Below are 20,331 nucleotides of genomic sequence, written 5' to 3'. Positions count from 1 at the left end.
TCTCCTCATTTGAACAGGGAAAGAAATTCACCCGGCTCTTTCCGTTAATTCGATTTATTTCTTCTGTATAGGATATAACTTCTGCCTACATAATTCAACGGAACACTCCATACATGGACGAGCCGGGTGAACGGCCAGAAGGCAAAGATCGCAAACCCTGACAGAATGTGAAGCTTGAAGGAAAACGGCACCTCACCCATCAGCGACGGGTCCGGCCGGAACATGAATAAACCGCGGAACCAGACAGAAATCGTATCACGGTAATCAAACTCAGGCTGTACGGCATTCGTTACAATCGTGGAGTACATCCCCATAAACACGATGAACAGGAGGAGGGAGTTGACGATCAGGTCCGATGCGCTGCTGAGCCGGCGGACGTTCTTCAGCGTAAAGCGCCGCGAGGTCAGGATCAGCATTCCGAGCAGGGTAGCTGCGCCGAAGATCCCCCCGATATATACCGCGCCGATGTGGTAGAGATGATCACTCACACCGACAGCCTCCAGCCAAGATTTCGGAACAGCGAGCCCGCCGATATGGCCCAGAATAACCGGCATAATGCCGAGATGGAACAGAATGCTGCCGAATTTCAGCTGTTTCTTTTCAATAAATTCACTCGATTTGGCTGTCCAGTTGAATTGGTCCTTACGGTAACGGAAGATATGGCCGCCGATAAAGACCACCAGACACATATAGGGGAAAATGACCCATAAAAACTGACCTGACATATTCATTGACTCAGGGCCTCCTGTTCAACACAAGCTTTGAAGGTTTCACGTAATCCCTTAACCAGATGGTAATAGGGACTTTCATTCCGCTCCAGCGCCTTGAGCAGATGGTAGGTGCCATCCTCAAGAATCGCCATCAGCATCCGGAAATTCTCCGGCGCTCCCGGGACCTCCAGCCACTGCGCGGCATATATAAATTCACACATCAGCGGTAAATAATCAGGCAGCTCCCCCTCCGGCATGGCAAGGCCGAACATTTCGTACAGAAGCTTCAGCTTGGCGAGCATCTGCCCCCGTTCCTTGGCCTCCTCGAATTTGAAATAGGTCATATACAGCGCGCAGTCCTTCTGAAAATCAAAGGTGGCCGCATAGCTCTCCTGAATCTCATCCAGGCTGAAGCTCTGCATTTGCTTCCAATAGGCATGCACGTGGGCATAACCCGGATGAGTGCTGTCAAACGCCTCTTCCAGAAAAGCCGGATGAAAGTCCAGCTTCTCCGGATACATCAGCTGCAGGGCGAAATAACCGAAGGATTCCTTGTAATCATGCAGTTTGATCAGATCAATCACGCCAAATCCCCCCGTAGAAATTCTCTTCATACATTTCCTTGCCGGTCTTCATGGTGTCGCCGGAAGGGCTGGCCGGTCCGCAGCCGTCACAGCCGGAGCCGGAGCCCATGTCTCCCATCCCGCTTCCATAACCTGCCGAGCCTTGGGCACGGTAAGGATTCATGTGCTGCTCCTTGTGGGAGGTCGGGATGACGAAACGGTCTTCATATTTGGCAATCGCGAGCAGCCGGTACATTTCCTCAGTCTGCTGTGCGGTCATGCCGACACGGTCCAGACGGGTAAGATCAAATTCCCGGCCGGTGGACTGGGCGCGCATATAGGAGCGCATCATCGCCATCCGCTGCAGGGCTTCCTTCACAGTCTCCGTGTCGCCGGCCGTCAGCATGTTCGCCAGATACTGGATCGGCGTACGCATCTCTTCGATGGCCGGGAAGATCATATCGGGATTCTTCAGCGAATCCTTGCCTTCGAAATAATTCATAATCGGGCTAAGCGGCGGTACATACCACACCATAGGCAGTGTGCGGTATTCCGGGTGAAGCGGGAAGGCCAGCTTGTGCTCAATCGCCAGCTTATAGACCGGCGAGTTCTGGGCGGCTTCCAGCCAGTCCTCGGAAATGCCGTCTTTTCTCGCCTGCGCCATAATCTCCGGATCATGCGGGTTCAGGAACAAATCACATTGCGCCTTGTATAAATCCTTCTCGTCCGGCGTGGATGCCGCCTCCAGAACCTTGTCGGCGTCGTACAGCAGCACCCCGAGATAGCGGATCCGGCCGGTACAGGTCTCGGAGCATACTGTAGGCAGCCCGGCTTCCACGCGCGGGAAGCAGAAGGTGCACTTCTCTGCTTTGTTGGTCTGCCAGTTGAAGTACACTTTCTTATACGGACAGCCGGTCATGCAGTATCTCCAGCCCCGGCAGGCTTCCTGATCCACGAGGACAATGCCGTCCTCATCCCGCTTGTACATCGCACCGGAAGGACAGGAGGCGACACAGCTTGGATTCAGGCAGTGCTCACAGAGGCGCGGCAGATAGATCATGAACGATTTCTCGAAGTTGAATTTGATTTCTTCTTCGATCTTCTGGATATTCGGGTCCAGCGGGCCGGTTACATGGGCTCCCGCCAGATCATCCTCCCAGTTCGGTCCCCATTCCAGATCCATCTTCTCGCCGGTTACAGCGGAATGGGCCCGCGCCACCGGGGAATGCTTTTGTTCCCCCGCATTCGTCAGATGCTCGTAGTTGTACGTCCAGGGCTCATAATAATCCTTCATCTCCGGCATGTCGGGGTTGTAGAAGATTTTGCCGAGTGCGATCTTGGACAGCTTATTGCCGGACTTCAGCTCAAGCTTCCCCTTGCGCAGCTGCCAGCCGCCCTTGTAGAGCTCCTGGTCCTCCCAGCGTTTCGGATAACCGATACCGGGCTTCGTTTCCACGTTATTGAACCACATATATTCCGCACCCTTGCGGTTCGTCCAGGTCGTCTTGCAGGTCACGCTGCAGGTGTGGCAGCCGATGCATTTATCCAGGTTCATTACCATTGCCACTTGCGCTTTAATTTTCAAGCCAGTTGACCTCCTTCATTTTGCGGACGGCTACGTAGACATCACGCTGGTTGCCGATCGGACCATAGTAGTTGAAGCCGTAGCTGAGCTGTGCATATCCGCCGACCATCTGGGTAGGCTTCAGATGAATCCGGGTAGGCGCATTGTGGCTTCCGCCGCGCGTATCCGTAATTTCAGAACCCGGCACCTGAATGTGCTTGTCCTGGGCATGGTACATGAACATGGTGCCTCTGGGCATCCGGTGGCTGACTACCGCACGTGCCGTTACGACACCGTTGCGGTTATAGACCTCGAGCCAGTCATTATCGGCAATCTGATGGGCCGCGGCATCCTCATTATTGATCCACACCGTTGGACCGCCCCGGAACAATGTCAGCATGTGCTGGTTATCCTGATAAGTCGAGTGGATATTCCATTTCCCGTGCGGTGTCAGATATCTCAGAACCAGGGCATCCTGCCCGCCCTTCACTGCCTTGTCGCGCGGTCCGAACACCATCGGAGGCAGCGTCGGCTTGTAGACCGGCAGTGCTTCGCCGAACTGCTGGAAGATTTCATGGTCAATGTAGAAATGCTGTCTTCCCGTCAGGGTCCGGAACGGAACGAGACGTTCAATATTCGTGGTGAACGGGGAATAACGCCGTCCCTGCTTGTTCGAGCCGCTGAATACCGGGGTCGGAATCACTTCGCGCGGCTGTGCGGTAATGCTCTGGAACGTAATTTTCTCAGCTGCCCGGTCTGCCGAGATATCCTTCAGCTCTACACCTGAATCCTTCTCCGCTGCAGCATAAGCCTTCTGGGATACGCGGCCATTGGTGGCTGATGACAGATGAAGAATGGTATCTGCGGCCTGACGGGCGGTTAGCAGCTTCGGCAGTCCGTTCTTAATCGATTCATCGTAATGCACGCCGCTGATCTTCTTGAGCTCCTCATATTCTTCAGCGACAGAGAAGCTGATGCCATGCGCGCCTGCTTTGCCGGTTGCCAGATTCGGTCCGAGTGAGGTGTATTTGTCATGAATCTGGGTGTAATCCCGCTCCACAATGGTGAAGTTCGGCATAGTTTTACCCGGAATGGCCGGCACTTCGCCCTTGGCCCAGTCTTTGACCAGACCCATCGGCTGCGAAATTTCGCTGATGGAGTCATGGCCCAGCGGTGACATCACAACATCCTTATAGACGCCGGGCAGCTGCGACTTCGCCATCTCGGAGAATACCTCTGACAATTGGCGGTAGATATCCCAGTCGGAACGGGATTCCCATAGCGGATTCACGGCCGGATTGAAGGGATGCACAAACGGATGCATGTCAGTGGAGGACAGGTCAGTCTTCTCATACCACGTTGCGGCCGGCAGCACGACATCCGCATAGAGCGGTGTGGTGGTCATCCGGAAATCCAGGGCTACCATCAGGTCGAGCTTGCCCTCCACATCCCCGCGCCAGACAATCTCCTCCGGCTTCTGCTCTTCATTCGGCTCGGCCAGGAGACCGTCGGAGGCTCCAAGCAGATGCTTCATGAAATATTCCTGCCCTTTGGCAGAGCTGGAGATCAGGTTCGAGCGCCAGATGAACAGGGAGCGGGGGAAGTTCTCCGGTGCGCCGGGATCTTCCACGGCAAACCGTGTTTTCCGCGAGGTGATCTCTTCCACGGTGTGGCTGATAATCTCACTGTTCGTCTTCTTGCCCTGCTGCGCAGCCTCCTCGGCAAACAGCAGACTGTTCTTGTTAAATTGCGGGAAGGAAGGCAGCCAGCCGAGACGTGCAGCCAGCACGTTATAGTCCGCCGGATGCTGGTAAGCTACCTCCCCGCCCGTCGGCGATTTCAGCGAATCAGTGCCGCTCTCTTCATAACGCCATTGCTCTGTGGCAAAGTAGAAGAAGGATGTCGCGTTCTGCTGGCGTGCCGGACCCTGCCAGTCCTTGGCAAAGGCAACCGTTGACCAGCCTTCAATCGGGCGGCATTTCTCCTGGCCGACATAATGCGCCCAGCCGCCGCCGTTGACACCCTGGGAGGCGGTCAGCACCACCAGATTCAGAATGGAACGGTAGATGGTATCACTGTTGAACCAGTGGTTGATCCCTGCGCCCATGATGATCATGGAGCGCCCGCCCGTATCCAGCGAATTCTGGGCGAATTCGCGGGCGATCTGCACGACGACACTCGCCTTCACTGTCGTAATCTTCTCTTGCCAGGCCGGAGTGTAATGAGATCCGGCGTCCTCATACCCCTTGGCATTCAGCGGACTCTCTCTGCGCGCCACGCCATACTGGCTCATCATCAGATCGTAGACTGTGGCGGCGTAACGTTCTGTGCCGTCGGCGAGCCGTATGGTCCGGGCCGGAATCATCCGTCTGAACGTGCCGTTGCCCGCATTATCGAAGAACGGGAACACGATTTCCGTCCACTCTTCCCCGTGCCCTTCGATGGTCAGCGCGGGCTGCACTTTACGGCCGTCCTCCCGCTCGAGAATCAGGTTCCACTTCTTGCCCTCTTCCCAGCGCTGCCCCATCGTACCGTTCGGAACCATCATCTCACCCGCTGCTTCGTCGAAGATGACCGGCTTCCACTCCGAGTGCGGGGAGGTATCTCCAAGATCACTCGCCCGCAGGAAACGTCCGCCCTTCAGGGCATCCTCATGAGGGTCAAGCAGAATCAGGAACGGCATATCTGTATATTGCTTCGCATAATTCAGGAACATCGGCTCCTGTCGTTCCTGGTAGAACTCCTGCAGGATGACATGCGTCATGGCCTGGGCAAGCGCAGCGTCCGAGCCTGGATTCGGAGCCAGCCAGTTGTCGGCGAATTTGACGTTCTCGGCGAGATCCGGCGCGACCGACACGACTTTGGTTCCCTTATAGCGTACTTCCGTCATAAAGTGGGCATCCGGCGTCCGGGTTAGCGGTACATTAGAGCCCCACATCATCAGGTAACCGGCGTTGTACCAATCCGAAGATTCCGGCACATCCGTCTGCTCCCCCCAGATCTGCGGCGAAGCCGGAGGAAGATCGGCATACCAGTCATAGAAGCTCAGCATTTGACCGCCGAGGAGGGAGATGAACCGCGCCCCCGAGGCGTAGCTGACCATCGACATAGCCGGAATCGGGGTGAAGCCGGCGATCCGGTCGGGGCCGTATTTACGGATTGTATAGATCAGCTGTGCGGAGATCAGCCGCAGCGCGTCGTCCCAGGCCACACGGATATGGCCGCCTTTCCCGCGCGCCTTCTTGTACTGGCTTGCCTTCTCAGGGTCTTCAACAATGCTGGCCCAGGCATCAACATAATTGTCATGCTCCTGCAGCGCCGTCTGCCACAGCCGCCACAGCTTCCCCCTGATGTAAGGGTATTTCACGCGCAGCGGGCTGTATTCGTACCAGGAGAAGGTAGCTCCGCGGGGACAGCCGCGCGGCTCAAATTCCGGCATGTCCGGCCCGCAGGAAGGATAGTCAATCTGCTGGTTCTCCCAGGTGATGATTCCGTTCTTCACGAACACTTTCCAGCTGCAGGAGCCTGTACAGTTGACTCCGTGAGTGGTACGCACTACTTTATCGTGAGACCAGCGCTGGCGGTACATATTCTCCCAATCCCTGTTTTTCTCTTCAAGAATGGACCAGTTCCCGGAATAGCTCTCCACCGGTTTAAAAAAGTTAAGGCCGAATTTCTTCTTCATCGCTCAGGAACACTCCCTTCAAAATCTATTCAGTTAAATCCATTATGGATCTCCCCGGCCCGGCTTCCCATTAGGGAAACACCTATTGAACCTCGGGAATTCCCTTGATCTGAATCCAATGCAAATAAGCCTTTCCCGCTGAGGAAAAAAGCTTTGTTCTGGCCGTTTATTGTACCCGTCAAGGGGCCTGTTAGGGACTTCCCTCTTTCTTGTCCGGGGAATGCCTTAGCGGGAATTACACTACAAATCTCTGTGTTATACTGACACAAAAACGGGAGGATGAAGCAACATGCCAGGACCCTCACTGCGCCAATTGCACGCTCACCATGCTATTCATCAGGGCGGGCTCTCCGGCGCTATAGCCAAGACGGAAGAAATGGAGGAACTGCTGGAAGCGAAGGAATTCGAAGTGGCGCACCAGGCCGCCGAGCATTTAATCGAGTACTGGGAGACGCGGATCATCAGCCACGCCGATGCGGAGGAAGACGGATTCTATCAGGAGATGGCCGGGAAGCATCCCGGCCTGCAAGACGCAGTTCTGCGGCTTGCACGTGATCATGACTTACTGCGGATTATAGTTCAGGATGTCAAAGTAATGCTGGCAGAAGAAGGTCTCACTCCCGGTGTGCTTCACCAGTTCCACGCGCTGCTGGTAGTGAACGCGGTTCATAGCCGTGATGAGGAACGTCTTCTGTTCGGGGAGGCGTGATTACCTGTTAACCTGATACGGATTGATACGAACTTGATAGGGGATGTCTGTACGGTCAGCTCTTTGACATGCGTATAATCAGCAACTTCTCGGCTAAGTCACTTGTTGCTGGTCTTCTTGATTAAGTCCACGCCATCGTAAGTCAGACTTTCCACACTTGCAGCCTTCTGCAGGATGTAATGATCGAAAAAGTTCTTGGTATAGTCTGTAACAAGATTTCGCATCTCCATAGCATCCCGTTCGCCTCTAAGTTTCTCATTAACACTGGTAAACACGATGTCGCAGTAATCTAAATGGCCCACACGGTCAACAGAGAAATAATACGTTTCCATGCTGTTGTTAGCGCCAATGATCGCATTCATATTATAGTTAGGTTCATTATACAGCAGCAGGAAGGGTTTCTTAAGGTCACTGCCCAGAAGGCCGAACGCACCGCTATCCAAGCCAATGCCGCAGGCGAACCGCTCGTCGTCCCGGCATACCATCGCCGTCGTAAGCCCTCCATAAGAATGTCCGGCTATGCCCATGCCGATGTGAAGCAGCAATCTGTCCTTAAAGATGGAATTCTGCTCTCCAGAGTCCAGCTGGTAGAGATAATCGGCTACATACCTTACATCCTCTGCCTGTAATTCACTATACTCTGTTAACTTGGCAAGTACCGGCAGGGTAAGCACGTCACGGCACATTGCAATGGCCGTCTCGTCGTCAGGACGCATCTCCATCTTACCAGCCAGCTCCAGCATCTCGGGATCTTCAGAGAACGCTATAAGGACATCCGAAAAATCCTTGGATACATTAAACAGGCGTCCGTCTTCACGCTTATACATCGTGCTATTCGGATGGCCGATGCTTACCACAACATATCCCATGCTTGCCAAGTCTGTACAGAGCACTGTACCCCATTCCGGAGAACCGCCCCCGCCGCAAACATAGAATAACACCGGATAGCGCTTTTCCTTCCCGGAGAGAGCAAGATCGTCGTAACACCGGGTCTTGATATCTATAGAGAAAATATCCTCAGTGACAAGCGGCTGCTCATTAAGCAACTCGTAGACCTCAGGAAACATGTACGTTGATGTAGTCTTACCTTCACTACTGTCAGAAGGATAGTATACAAATGCCGTCAGTTCTCTCGTTGAGTGATCTGATGCCGTGTACTCCAAATCCATCTGGATCCGGCCGACAGTAAAGCCGCCAATTGGTTCTGGAAATGCGTTATAAGTTCTCATATTCTTGTTCCCCTCCAGTGAATGATATCTACTCCCTGGCTTTCTTGAGCTCGTTAACAATTTCAGAATATTTATGATCTTCAAGCAGTCCATGACCCATAAAATCAGCAAAATACTTGTTAATCTTATGTTGCAGCGTAGAGTCCTTAATAGCGAATCCCCTGAAAAACATGACTAAATTAAACTGCATCGACTCAAACATAAAAGCAATCAGGTCATCATCAATATCAGGCCGGAGATATCCGTCAACCCTCATCCGGCGTAACATGTCCTTGATTAAGGGGAATGACTCGCCCTTTAGCACATCCAGATATACTTTAAGCAATATGTTCTCGGGAATGGTTAAAAATGTTTCAGTGAGTTTGATTTCCAGCTCATTCAGTGGCTCGGTCAGGGTGCCATTCACGTTACCAAATAATCCCGAAAGGAAAAACGGGAAAAGGGAATCCTCCTTATGGTTATTAAAATACGCAGCTCTTTTCTGGGTCACATTACGTATTAAGAGACAATAAAGGTCATCTTTGTCTTCAAAATACCGGTAAAAGGTTCCGGGGTGCATGGACAAACGATCCAAAACCATCTTCATAGTTATATCCTCGTAAAGATGATCAACAAAAAGCTGCATAGCACTATTAGATATTTCCTCGCGCCTTGCTTCATCTAAACGAAAGAAAGTATTTTTTGGCATAGATTCCTCCTTAAGTGCGGTGTGAATTGATTCACACTATACTGACAATTAATTCACATGTCAAATCCCGGAATACACCCCCGGCCCGTCCAACTCTGTACGTGTACTGATTCCTGGAGAGAAGTATACGATGATCCGCCCATACAGCCTGTCTCCAGCGCCCAAGCCGGATGAATTCCGCATTTCCGTGAAACGTCAAAAAAAGCACACGGACCGCCTTCCAAATCATTAACGATTTGGGGCGGTCCGTGTGCTTATTGACGGGAAAGCAGCCATTTATATAGTACCTGCGCATGATTGTGTATAGGGGCCTTCGCGGCATATACCAGTGTAACGTCCTGCGCCAGCGCCAATTCTGCGATCTCCGCAGCAAGTCTTCCCCGTGCCGGATCTTCCTCCAGCTCCCGGATATAGCTGTCACTGAATGCCGCAAACCGCTCTGGTATATGGCCGAACCATCGGCGCAGCCCGGGGCTTGGAGCAAGCTCCTTCATCCACTCGTCTATGGCAGCCTGCTGCTTCGTAATTCCCCGCGGCCATAGCCTGTCCACCAGTATCCGGTACCCGTCCTCCGGAGCCGCCGGCTCATAAATCCGCTTCAGATATATAGAGTAAGGAAGGTCAGTTGACTTCCGGCAGGAATGTTCCAACATCTATTCTCCCTCCTGTTATCCATACTGGAACGGACCGTTGTTTAGTACACCCAATATACCATGGAGCAAATTGCCCTGCCAGTGACAGGCTGTTTAATAGTACGACTTCTTCTACAACCTCTGCATGCTCAACACGGGTATGCTCAAGAGTGCTATATACAACATTGTGCTATAATCATTCCATATTACGATGTCAAAAAGTACGGGAGTATAACCGTGGACCACTTGAACATATTCCATGAGCTTTCGGAGCACGTCTTGATTCGGATCAATATCTGCTTAGAGACCGCTCATTTAAATGCTTGGGCAGAGAGCAAACAGCATCAGGATTACGCCTTCTGGTACATCCACGAAGGTCAAATTGAAATTCGCATTTTCGATCAGATCCACATCGCCAGGGAAGGTGATCTAATTCTCTTCAGTCCTAAAGTGGCATACACCGCTACAAATATAGGGGCTAGCTGCAGATTCACTTTTACACACTTTAATTTCAGCCTTGGGGATCAGCTTAGTATTCTCGATAACTTCCAGCTCCCTGGCGTGATCTCAAGCTCCCTTGCCCCGGAAGAAATCTGCCTGTTTATAGACAGCTGTGAACAGTATAAAAGTGGTGCTATGATGTCGACCATCCGCTTGCAGGGAGCGCTGACCATCCTGATCTCCAAGCTGTTAGAATGTTATGAGCTTGGCATTTACCGCGGAGGATTTACGAATAATATGTCTGAGCGTAAGCGGATCACCAGTTTTCAGAAGCTGCAGCCTGTATTCCAGTTTATCCGGGAACATCTGCATCAACCTATCCGTATTGAAGAACTGGCTGAACTGGCGGGCATGTCGGAGAAGTACTTCATTGTATATTTCAAACAAGCTGCCGGTTTTACACCAGGGCTGTACATCTATCAGATGAAGATGAACCGTGCACGGAAATTATTGTACAGCAAACGTTATTCGATCAAACAAATCGCCGGGATGCTCGGTTATCCTGATCCCTACAGCTTCTCAAAGGCCTTCAAGAAATATTACAATGTACCGCCGTCCCAGTTCGGGTAAATGAAAAGCGTTCAGTATCTCAGAATAGAAATACCGAACGCTTACAAAAGCTATTAGAAGTTACATTGAGATACATACACTACGTTGTGACTTTATAGACTTCTACCCCGTAAGGATCCAGTTTCAGAATGGTCTCGTACACTTGCCCCGTTATCAGGCCCTCTCCCGGTACCGTCAGGGAAATATGCTGTTCATCCGCTGTTGTATTCACATAGATTACGTGATCCCCCACCTGACGCGCACTTACACCTAGCGGGGTTTCCGGTCCCTTCTGCACTCCAAGCTGTGCATAGAAGTGGTTAAGCAGCACCTGCATAAGCTCTATCTCAGCAGGAACCGCAACATAAACGGCTTTTCCTTTTCCATACGTATTGATGCTAACCGCTGGAAGCTCCTGGTCCAGATTTGTAAAGGTAGCCAGAACCTCAGCAGTAGCAGGCTCCAGTATTTCATAATAGTCTACCGTATGATCCAAAATCCGGTCCTTAAACTTAATTTTCGGAGCTTCACGCCGGATGTTCAGCTTTTGCTTCTGCAGACCGCCTTCATTGCTGTCCGAATAGTGATAGGCAGTGTTCTCAAATGCATTCGCGCGAATACCAAATACATCGCTAAGCCTGCCGGGCATAGTCTCGCTGAAAACACGGTTGTGCTCATCAACTTTGGCTGAATAGGCAGTCATAATTACCGTTCCACCCTCTTGGGCAAATCTTCTGATCGTACCGGCGGAAGCTTCATCCATAATACATTGGCCAGGCACAAGCAGAATCTTATAGTGCTTCTCGATATTGCGGAGGTCCACTACATTGAAAGCGGCATTATCCTCGCTTAACGCAAGGAATGTCTGCATAATCTGCTCTAGATAAGGAGTCTTGTAGTAAGCCTTCATATTCTCGGAAACGATAAAGGATTCGAAGGAATAGGCCAGAGCAATCTCCGGTTGCGGGAGATAAGGCAGTCCGATCGACTTCAGCTGCTCCATCTCGAGTGCGAATTGGCGGAATTCGTCCAGTTTCCTTCCCGGCCGGCCGTCGTGATCAAGCAGCCCGAACAGGTACTGTTCTTCTCCGCCTAACATTGATCTCCATGTCCATGCACATATTGCTCCCGAGCGGAATAACAAGGATAAGTAGGCATACATCCGGAGAGCCCCCTTTGGAGGAGCATAGGCGCCAAAGGAACCTGTCTGGAATTCCACACACCAGATCGGTTCACTCTTCTCACCGATCCGGTGAGCCATAGTGAAACAAGCCCCAAATAACGCATTTCGGTCTTCAGGATTCACTCCAGGGTAGAATCCTACTCCAGGCAGATCAAAGATTTGCTTATAATCCTTCAAATAGTCAAAACCCAGTGTCGGATACTCCCCCCAATGGTTGGTCGTTTCCCGGGATTCGGGAGCATATTTGCGGACGGTATTGCTTAAGCCCTGCAGGTAGGCCAGCAGCTCGTCCGAATAGAAGCGGCGCATCTCCAGTACCCGCTCCGGCGCTCCAATTCTCTCACCGGAAACCGGAAATTCAATATCTTCGAAGCTATTAAGCTTGCGGGACCATCTCTGTGCAGCCCATGCTTCATTTAATTCCCCGATGTCAGCATACTTCGCTCTCAGCCACTGAATGTACCGCTGACGGGCTTCTTCAGAGAATGTCTGCATCCCCGCGCCTACCTCATTGCACAAGCCGAAGGCATGGAGAGCCGGATGACCCGCATATCTTTGGGTCAGCTTTTCGGCGAAGCCGTATGCATATTCCTGAAATACCGGGTTGCCTACATCCTCCATATAACGGCGCACGGAATGGAGACGGTTCCGGTGCTGGTCCGTGATATTGATCATCGGATATTTCTTATGCAGCCACGTAGGTGCCGGACGGGTCGCAATGTCGAGAACCACTTTAAACCCTGCCTCTGCGAACAAATCCATCACCTCGTCAAACCATGCAAATTCATAATTGCCTTCCGAAGGCTCAAAGCTATCCCAGCACAGGTGTCCGAGCCGCACCAGATTGAAGCCTGATTCCTTCATCAGGCGGATATCCTCCGGCCATCGTTCCCGGGGCCAGTCATGCGGATGGTAATTCGTTCCGACAAATATCATTTATACTTCCCCCTGCTTTATTAGTTTTTGATTTTCAGTGACAGCCGCTAAAAGAGCGAGCACGAGTCCCTGCCCCCAGCCTTCAGCCCATCGTTTAGGTACTTTCAAATATCCTTCCAGATCATTCATCACGGCCGTTCCTCCAGAAACGTTAAGAACTCTGCCGTTGTCTGCTATATTAGCAAGTACACCCTCCAGTGCCTTCTGGATATATTTAGTATGCAGCGGGTTTCCGGCATTCAACATACCTGCGGTTATTCCTGCTGTCGCAGATACCTCCCCATAGGATTCCGGTACGTCGAGAACGGTACCCCATAGGCCATCTTCCCGCTGCAGAACTTTTATCGCTGAAAGCTGATCACGGAGTGAACAATTCACATGCATGAAAGGCGGGTACAGATACCCTTGCGGCAGCACTTTACCTACTCTGGACATCGTATAGGCTGCCCAGGCATTGGCACGGCCCCAGTAGATTCCCGACATGTGATCCTTCTGTACATTGTTATAGCCGTGGTACCATAGGCTGGAATCCTCGTTCTGCAAATAATTAATATGCCAGTAATACTGGTTCAGTGCATCGTCAATCAGCCGCTTCTCCCCTAGCATTACCCCTGCACGCAGCAAGAAATAGGCTGCCATGAACAGTGTGTCTGCCCAGGCCTGCTCAGGAAAGTCATTATTAACGGACACTGTATGCTGCAGCACCCGGTCGCCGAAACGCAGCGCATGATTCTCAAGGTAATCTATTTTGCTTAAGATAAGCTCGAGGTACTTCTGATCCTTCGTTTCTTCATAGAGTGTAATCAGCATATGTCCCATAGCGCATGTATTGACTGTCCAGGAAGGAAGTCCAACCTCAATATATTCGTCGCAATAGGCTGCCATCCGTTCAAGGTAAGACTTATCTCCAGTGGCTTCGTATGCGCGGCTGATTCCATAAAAGGCCACTCCGCACGGCCAGTCCCAAGTCAGGTCCATCCCGAAGGTGTAGTCTGCCACCCGTCCGATCACTTGTTTAAGCTCGGGCGTTGCTGCGTCAATCTTTAACATGTACTTCGTACCTCCATCTTCTTTTGAATAACAAGGCCCCCGCTGAAAGCAGGGGCTTTTGATCGTATATACTTTTACTTGATGTTACCAGCGTCAATCGCTGCTTGTTTCTCGTCCAGAATTTCCTGGTAGCCTGCATCAAGATAGCTCTCCTTAGCCGCCTCATAGGTTGCGTCGAATTCGCTCTCAGGACTGACTACGCATTTCACATACAACTCCTGATACAGAGCATTCAGGTCAGCTTTATACTCATCAACCTTCTTGAGTACAACACTGAACAAAGCATCCGGTGTGCGGTATTCCGCCACTCTATCATAGTTAGCCAATAGGTCTGTTCCAAGAGACTCATAGCCGGCAGGCGACCAGTTAGCAAGATAGGATTTCCGGGTTAATTCCGGATTAGGATACTGCGCAATTTCAGTAACAAGAGCCCAATAGTCTTTATTGTTGTTTTTGGAGAGCACAGATTCTCCAGTGAAATCCGCATTTTTCACAGCAAGCCCATCGGCATCCAAGGTGTAGTTCTGGCCTTCAACGCCGTTCTGCAGGAAGAACAGGTTCTCCGGCTGGCTCATCCATTCCAGGTACATCCAGACGGCAGCACGTTCCATATCTGTCGATTCATAATTGATGCCCATGATGAAGCCAAACGGCCAATACGCCCGGCTTTGGGGTTTCTTGCCTTCCGGCACCATAGCTTCTGGAGGCAGCACAGCGAATTCCGCATCCGGATTGTTCGCAAGTGTAGCCGAGATTGCATCGGTATTATTCGCAAGGTAGAGTTCAAAGGTCCCTGTCTTACCTGCCGCAAACTCTGCCTTGGCCTTAGCATCGTCATCACGCAAATAGAATTCTTTATCGATCAATCCGTTATTGTATTGGTAGTTTAGATTACGCAGGTAGTCCTCAGTAGCCTTCGTGGTCAGATCAGCCACACCAAGATCAGAGTATAGAGCGCGTTCTTTCTCGTCTACCGGCCAATTGCGGAAAGGATAGTTAATGATGTAGCTGTTCATCCGCAATTTCTCTCCGCCAACACCAAGTCCGGCGTCCTTCCACTTTGTCAGCATCTCATTATATTTCTCTAAGGAGGTCAGATCGTCCACCTTCATCCCGACCTTCTCCACCCAATCTTTGCGTATCAGCGTTGTATAGTTATCCGCTTCCGGGCGTTCAGCGAAGAAGAATGCATTCGTTCCATCAATGACACCATACTTCTCATTTACCTCAGACATCTTCTTCCAATAGGTCGGAGCATAATTGGCGATTTCATTCCAGTCCAGCGGCTGCAGCACATCTTCACCATAATAGGCCAGTGCCTGCGGCATATCATAATGGAAGATAATATCCGGGGCTTTACCGGAAGCCAGCAATTGCTCGAAATCGGTTACCTCTTTGCTGCGTGCGATCGGAACGAATTTGACATTTACGTTGTATTTATCCCCGAATTCCTTCTGAATCCATTTGGTGTAATAGTTATCCGTTACGTTCCAGCCTTCAAAGGCACGTTCATAGACCGGAATCTCCAAATTTACCTTTTCGGGGAAGCCCTTCGAATAATCGGCATAACTCCCTCCGGCGGCAGCGCTTGCAGCTGGAGCCGATTCATTAGGTGTATTGCTGGAGCCATTACTTGCATTGCTGCTGTTATTTGAACAGCCTGCTACGACACTGCCCGCCATTAACAGAGCCATTACTATTGATGATGCTCTCTTTGTGCCCATCTTCATTTCCCCCATAATTGAATTTTCAATTCTAATAGGACATTGCAATACAGCGCTTAATTATTCCTTAACAGCTCCAAGCATCGTTCCCTGAACGAAATATTTCTGGATAAAAGGATAGATACACAGAATCGGAATCGTCGCAAAAACAATGCAGGATGCCTTCAGCACCTCGGGATTGCTCAGTGTAATCTGGCTGCCTTCAAGCTGAAAGCTCTCCGTTGACTGGATGATCAGGTAATACAATTTCAACTGCAATGGCCGCAGATCTATGTTTTGTTTGATATAAAACAAGGCATCCTGATAAGCATTCCAGCGTCCAACCGCATAAAAGAGGGCAATTGTTGCTAATATCGGCTTAGACAGCGGAAGGACAATGCTAAAAAGAATCCGGAAATGTCCTGCGCCATCAATTCGTGCCGATTCTTCCAGGCTTACCGGTATGCCGCTGGAGATTGCACTCTTCATAATCAGCAAATTGTAAGCGCTAAAGGAAAGAGGCAGAACCAGTGACCATATCGTATCCAGCAGCCCTAAATTATTCATCAGCAGATAATCTGGAATGATTCCGCCCTGAAAAAATAGAGGTAGCATGAAGATAAAGGTAAACAATGCCCTTCCCCTAAGCTGCGTCCGGGACAGCGGGTATGCCGCAAAGACCGTGATGAGCATTCCCAGGATGGTGAACAGAACCGTCACAATAACCGATACGTATAAGGATCTCAGGATGCTGGCATCCGAAAAGATTTTCTCGTATGCACCCAGAGTGAAACCTCTTGGCCATAGATATACCTTGTTAGCGATGACAAAAGCGTCTGCGCTAAAAGATTTTGAAACTACATGGATGAATGGCAGCAGACATACTAACGAAACGATGATCAGTGAGAACGGGATTAGCACATCCCAGATGTCTATACGTTTTCGGCGATGTACGGCAACCGTATCACTTACTGCTTTCATGATTCTCCTCCTTTCTATAACAATCCGTCTTCGCCGAGTTTCTTGGCAATACGGTCAGCCGCCAGTACCAATACGACAGCGATAACACCCTGGAATAAGCCTAGCGCAGTTGCGCGGCTGAAGTTCCCGTTCTGAATCCCCCAGCGGTAGACAAGTACCGGTATAGTGGTGGTAAATTCGGTCGTAGCTTTATTCTGCAGCGCGTACACCCGTTCGAACGAGCCCTCCATCACCTTGCCCAGATTCATAATCAGCAGGGTCACGATCGTTACACGGATCGAAGGCAATGTTATATTCCACATTTTCCGTCCCCGGCCGGCACCGTCTACAATAGCCGCCTCATACAGCTCAGGGTTAATCCCGCTGATCGCAGCGAGGTAAATGATCGTTCCCCAACCCATGCTCTGCCAGACCCCAATCGCCAAATAACTGATTAGCCAGTTGAAATCCTCCTGCAGGAATGGAACTCTGTTACCGCCTAATTGTTCAATAAGATTATTGACAAGGCCGCCGCCTTCACTAAGCAGCTGGTAAGCAAGGGCTCCAATAATAATCCAGGACAAGAAATGCGGCAGGTACAGCAGAGTCTGATTGATCCGCTTAAACAGCACACTCCGGATTTCGTTAAGCAGCAGCGCAAGCACAATCGGCATCGTGAAGCTAAATACAAGGTCAAGACTATTTAACAGCAGCGTGTTCCGTAAAGCGCGGACAAAATCCGGCTTAGCGAAAATTTCATTAAATACCTTGAAGCCAATCCATTCACTATCCCAGAATCCTCTCGCTATCTTGTACTCCTTGAACGCAAGCAGAAGCCCGGACATCGGTGCATACTTGAACACCAGCACGAAAGCCAGCGGAAGCAGCAGGAGCAGATACAGCTGCCAATCTCGTTTAATGGAGTATTTGAGCCCGTTACGGTCTGCTCTAATATTCTTTAGAACGGCTCCGTTATTTGATGAAGCGTTTTCAACTTTCATATTTTCACCCCCTAATCCTGTTTAGTTCCTCACCGCTTTGCGGGTTCTGCTTCGGCGTGGTATGTCTGCATCATAGCGTCCGGAACTAAACTTGGTAAATCGCGAGTATTGATTAGGGAAGACACTTTTGATTAAACCCGGTCCTTATAACAAAAAGTGCTTTATCCATTATCAATTATTGTAGAAATAAGCAGAAGCAGCTCTATCTATTCATGCCTCGAGATTTTATAGGCACTGGGGGACATGCCCTCGTACTTAAGGAAAAAGCGGTTGAGGCTCCTCACATTGAAATAGCCAATCTCTGCAGCAATCTGCGCAATGGTAGAATTAGATTCCAGCAGCAGCTTTTTCGCTTTCTCGATCCGCAGCAGGTTGATATAATCAATCATGCTTTTTCCTGTTAGCTCGTACACGATCTTACGCATATAGGAATAACTGATACCAATCTCTTTCGCCATCTCTTCGAATACAATCTCCTCACTGAACTTCCTTTCAAGGTACCGGATAATTCGCTCACCGTAGTTGACCTCACTCTTCCCGCGCGCAAGGTATTGAATGATCTCCTCGAAGAATTCACGCAGATAATCCTCAAGCTCGTCAAGGGTATCCATAGAGGCGATTGCCGAATAAATATTCCCTCTTCCGGCAAAGATTCGCGCCGTATTGATGTTATTCTCTCTAAGATGCTTGATCGTAACACCAACCAGCTGGTTATAGATAAACATGATATTATCGTAAGAGATGTACTCCACCCCCAGAATTTCTTTCCGGATCACCGCCAACTCTTCTGCAATACTATCGAGACTGCCAGTCTCAAGATAATTAATAATTCGTCTTTCGCTGTTGGCAGGATAGATATATTTTTTGCTTCGCTCCGGTTCCTCCTCCCAGAAGGTAATTCTGCCGCTTCCTTCAATCATCCGGAACTTAATGACCTCATTCGCTTCCACTATGCGGGCGGATACTTCGGAGCTATTCTCCGTCTGGCTGCTTACGCCAATAGTTACGGTATGCTCAAGCAGCTGCGCTGCTCTATCCCGGATTACATGAAGTGCTTCATGAATACCGCCCAGTCTGCCCTCCAGCTCCTCTTGCCCGTAATTAATCACAACTACGAAGCAGCCTTCTCCCTGATACACACAGCTTGCATGAACCTTGTCCATAAATAGCCCCTCACACTCAGTGATCAGCAGGTACCGGTGGTAGTTCCGGGTCTCCTGACTGTTCTTATTTACATACCGCATGTATTGGTCTATGGAAATTACAGCCACTACATAGTAAGGCTCCGGAAACATTTCGGTGACCTGCTTACTTACCTCTCCTTGAAGCAAGTTACGTACCGCCAAGCTGCGGGTATCCTGCTCACGCTCCTGTAACAGTTCGTAGAGGCTCTCCTCTTCCTCTTGCATTCGCTTAAACGCTGTATCCAGAAAAGCCATTTCATTCCGTTTATCATAAATCCCCCAGTTATATCTGGAGTGGATGGTTCTAACCAGGTCCCGCACCGGCTTGGACAGCCAAGTGGCCAGGAAGATGGTAAGTATGGTTCCGGCCACTATAATAATGGCAGTTATAAACATAATACTTCGCTGCAAAGTGTGTGTTTGAATCATTAAATCATCTACCGGGTACAGGCTTACATTCCACCATCCGTAAAAAACGGAGCGGGACCATGTGTACAGTAAGTGCTCGCCTTCAAGTTCATGGAATGCGTACCCTTCATTTGTTCCACTTTCCAATATCTCTTCAATAAAAGGCTGATTGCTGCCTTGTGTAAGAAGCAGGCTTTTATCGTCATGTGAAATTATGGTGCTATCCGAGTCCATCAGCAGGTAGCCATGCTTACCGGTATCCGGTGAGCTCAGATATCCCTCAATTTGACTTTCCAGCAAATTGACAACGATGGCACCGCGTGTAGTGGTCGACAGACGGGATAGAGGCAGCACATAAGAGACAACATTCACCCCGGAGCTTAACTTACGCGGATACCATACACCTTTGATCCCTTTTCGTCCTAGTAGTGCCTCCTGCATCCAGCCGGTCGGCTCATACCGGTCTAAGGCTATAATCCCCTTGTCAGTAGAGACAACATAATCTGCCCCTTCCAGCAAAAAGTATGAGGAATACACGCCATCCACACCGTGAATCAAGTTAAGCAGTTCTTTCAATACGGACTGTGCGCTGGTCACGTAATAATAATTCTGGTTCAGCTCTTCGTAAGTCTGTAAGCTTCGAATACGATCGAAGATGTTCGTCAGGTTTAAGCGCACTGTATCCTGTACCAGGTTGTCCAGTGCCTGCTCGTTCAGTTTACGGTTCGCATCCAGTTCGGCAAGCGTTGATTCTGCGATAGCATTCTCCGAATGATGCAGAATCTGCGTACCGCTGTACCAGGTCAGAATGGCCGTGGGGATGGACATGACGCAGAACAGAATCAGAACTAACTGAAGCAGCATAGGGATTCGCTTCATTGGTTTCCCACCTTTCATCATAAAGCGCTTACATCAATGTGGCCGTTTCTATCCTAGAATTCCTGTACTGGGAATACGGTCTTATTCATTATAAGGAGAACTACCGCAAACCGGAATGCAAGTTAGTATTCTATGCATGTCATTTAGTAATATTTATAGATTTATAATTCCCTTTAACAGCATACATTCCATTCCTT

15 protein-coding genes are annotated in these 20,331 nt (G+C 50.2%); 2 read left to right on the top strand and 13 right to left on the bottom strand.

Translation table 11 applies throughout. The features are described 5' to 3' along the window. Window positions 1-44 precede the first annotated feature (44 nt). From narI to GC101_RS09130, 4 genes are read right to left on the bottom strand one after another with little or no spacing between them, the layout of a single operon-like run. A complete protein-coding gene (narI, locus tag GC101_RS09145) occupies window positions 45-731 on the bottom strand; it encodes a respiratory nitrate reductase subunit gamma (protein WP_042134707.1) in 687 nt (228 codons plus the stop codon). Further along, window positions 728-1,294, bottom strand: coding sequence for a nitrate reductase molybdenum cofactor assembly chaperone (gene narJ, locus GC101_RS09140; RefSeq protein ID WP_039308160.1), 567 nt, complete (start codon window positions 1,292-1,294; stop codon window positions 728-730). The genes narI and narJ overlap by 4 nt, the downstream gene beginning before the upstream one ends. Beyond that, on the bottom strand, window positions 1,287-2,858 hold the full coding sequence (gene narH / locus GC101_RS09135; protein ID WP_042233677.1) for a nitrate reductase subunit beta: 1,572 nt from the start codon (window positions 2,856-2,858) through the stop codon (window positions 1,287-1,289). The genes narJ and narH overlap by 8 nt, the downstream gene beginning before the upstream one ends. After that, window positions 2,848-6,522 carry a nitrate reductase subunit alpha gene (locus tag GC101_RS09130; RefSeq protein WP_171716979.1) on the bottom strand — a complete coding sequence of 1,225 codons (3,675 nt, stop codon included), beginning with the start codon at window positions 6,520-6,522 and terminating at the stop codon, window positions 2,848-2,850. The genes narH and GC101_RS09130 overlap by 11 nt, the downstream gene beginning before the upstream one ends. A 289-nt stretch (window positions 6,523-6,811) precedes the next feature. Between GC101_RS09130 and GC101_RS09125 the strand changes: the two genes are divergently transcribed. Beyond that, window positions 6,812-7,231, top strand: a complete 420-nt coding sequence (locus GC101_RS09125; RefSeq protein WP_171716978.1) for a hypothetical protein — start codon at window positions 6,812-6,814, stop codon at window positions 7,229-7,231. A gap of 98 nt (window positions 7,232-7,329) precedes the next feature. On the opposite strand, the gene GC101_RS09120 is transcribed toward GC101_RS09125, so the two are convergent. The 3 genes from GC101_RS09120 to GC101_RS09110 form a co-directional block, all read right to left on the bottom strand. Then, window positions 7,330-8,460, bottom strand: coding sequence for an alpha/beta hydrolase (locus tag GC101_RS09120; protein ID WP_171716977.1), 1,131 nt, complete (start codon window positions 8,458-8,460; stop codon window positions 7,330-7,332). A 28-nt stretch (window positions 8,461-8,488) separates the two neighbouring features. Next, window positions 8,489-9,148: a TetR/AcrR family transcriptional regulator gene (locus tag GC101_RS09115; protein WP_171716976.1), complete on the bottom strand. Its 660-nt coding sequence runs from the start codon at window positions 9,146-9,148 to the stop codon at window positions 8,489-8,491. Between the two features lie 254 nt (window positions 9,149-9,402). Next, the gene (locus GC101_RS09110; protein ID WP_171716975.1) at window positions 9,403-9,801 is read right to left on the bottom strand and encodes a DUF488 domain-containing protein; all 399 of its coding nucleotides are present in this window, start codon (window positions 9,799-9,801) and stop codon (window positions 9,403-9,405) included. A gap of 258 nt (window positions 9,802-10,059) precedes the next feature. On the opposite strand from GC101_RS09110, the gene GC101_RS09105 reads away from it, so the two are divergent. Continuing rightward, window positions 10,060-10,851, top strand: coding sequence for an AraC family transcriptional regulator (locus GC101_RS09105; RefSeq protein WP_171716974.1), 792 nt, complete (start codon window positions 10,060-10,062; stop codon window positions 10,849-10,851). Between the two features lie 79 nt (window positions 10,852-10,930). On the opposite strand, the gene GC101_RS09100 is transcribed toward GC101_RS09105, so the two are convergent. The 6 genes from GC101_RS09100 to GC101_RS09075 form a co-directional block, all read right to left on the bottom strand. Beyond that, window positions 10,931-12,949, bottom strand: a complete 2,019-nt coding sequence (locus GC101_RS09100; RefSeq protein WP_171716973.1) for a beta-galactosidase — start codon at window positions 12,947-12,949, stop codon at window positions 10,931-10,933. Further along, window positions 12,950-13,999 carry a glycoside hydrolase family 88/105 protein gene (locus GC101_RS09095; RefSeq protein WP_171716972.1) on the bottom strand — a complete coding sequence of 350 codons (1,050 nt, stop codon included), beginning with the start codon at window positions 13,997-13,999 and terminating at the stop codon, window positions 12,950-12,952. A gap of 74 nt (window positions 14,000-14,073) precedes the next feature. Next, on the bottom strand, window positions 14,074-15,723 hold the full coding sequence (locus GC101_RS09090; RefSeq protein ID WP_171716971.1) for a type 2 periplasmic-binding domain-containing protein: 1,650 nt from the start codon (window positions 15,721-15,723) through the stop codon (window positions 14,074-14,076). Between the two features lie 60 nt (window positions 15,724-15,783). Further along, complete coding sequence (locus tag GC101_RS09085) at window positions 15,784-16,683, bottom strand: carbohydrate ABC transporter permease (protein WP_171716970.1); 900 nt, start codon at window positions 16,681-16,683, stop codon at window positions 15,784-15,786. A gap of 14 nt (window positions 16,684-16,697) precedes the next feature. Continuing rightward, window positions 16,698-17,663 (bottom strand): ABC transporter permease, encoded by a 966-nt coding sequence (locus tag GC101_RS09080; protein WP_171716969.1) that lies wholly within the window; start codon window positions 17,661-17,663, stop codon window positions 16,698-16,700. A gap of 206 nt (window positions 17,664-17,869) precedes the next feature. After that, window positions 17,870-20,134, bottom strand: coding sequence for an AraC family transcriptional regulator (locus tag GC101_RS09075; RefSeq protein WP_171716968.1), 2,265 nt, complete (start codon window positions 20,132-20,134; stop codon window positions 17,870-17,872). Window positions 20,135-20,331: the final 197 nt, after the last annotated feature.

The sequence above is a fragment of the Paenibacillus phytohabitans genome (assembly GCF_013141775.1).
Taxonomy (GTDB): Bacteria; Bacillota; Bacilli; order Paenibacillales; family Paenibacillaceae; genus Paenibacillus_AQ; species Paenibacillus_AQ phytohabitans.
This window is presented reverse-complemented; position numbering and strand designations above follow the sequence as displayed.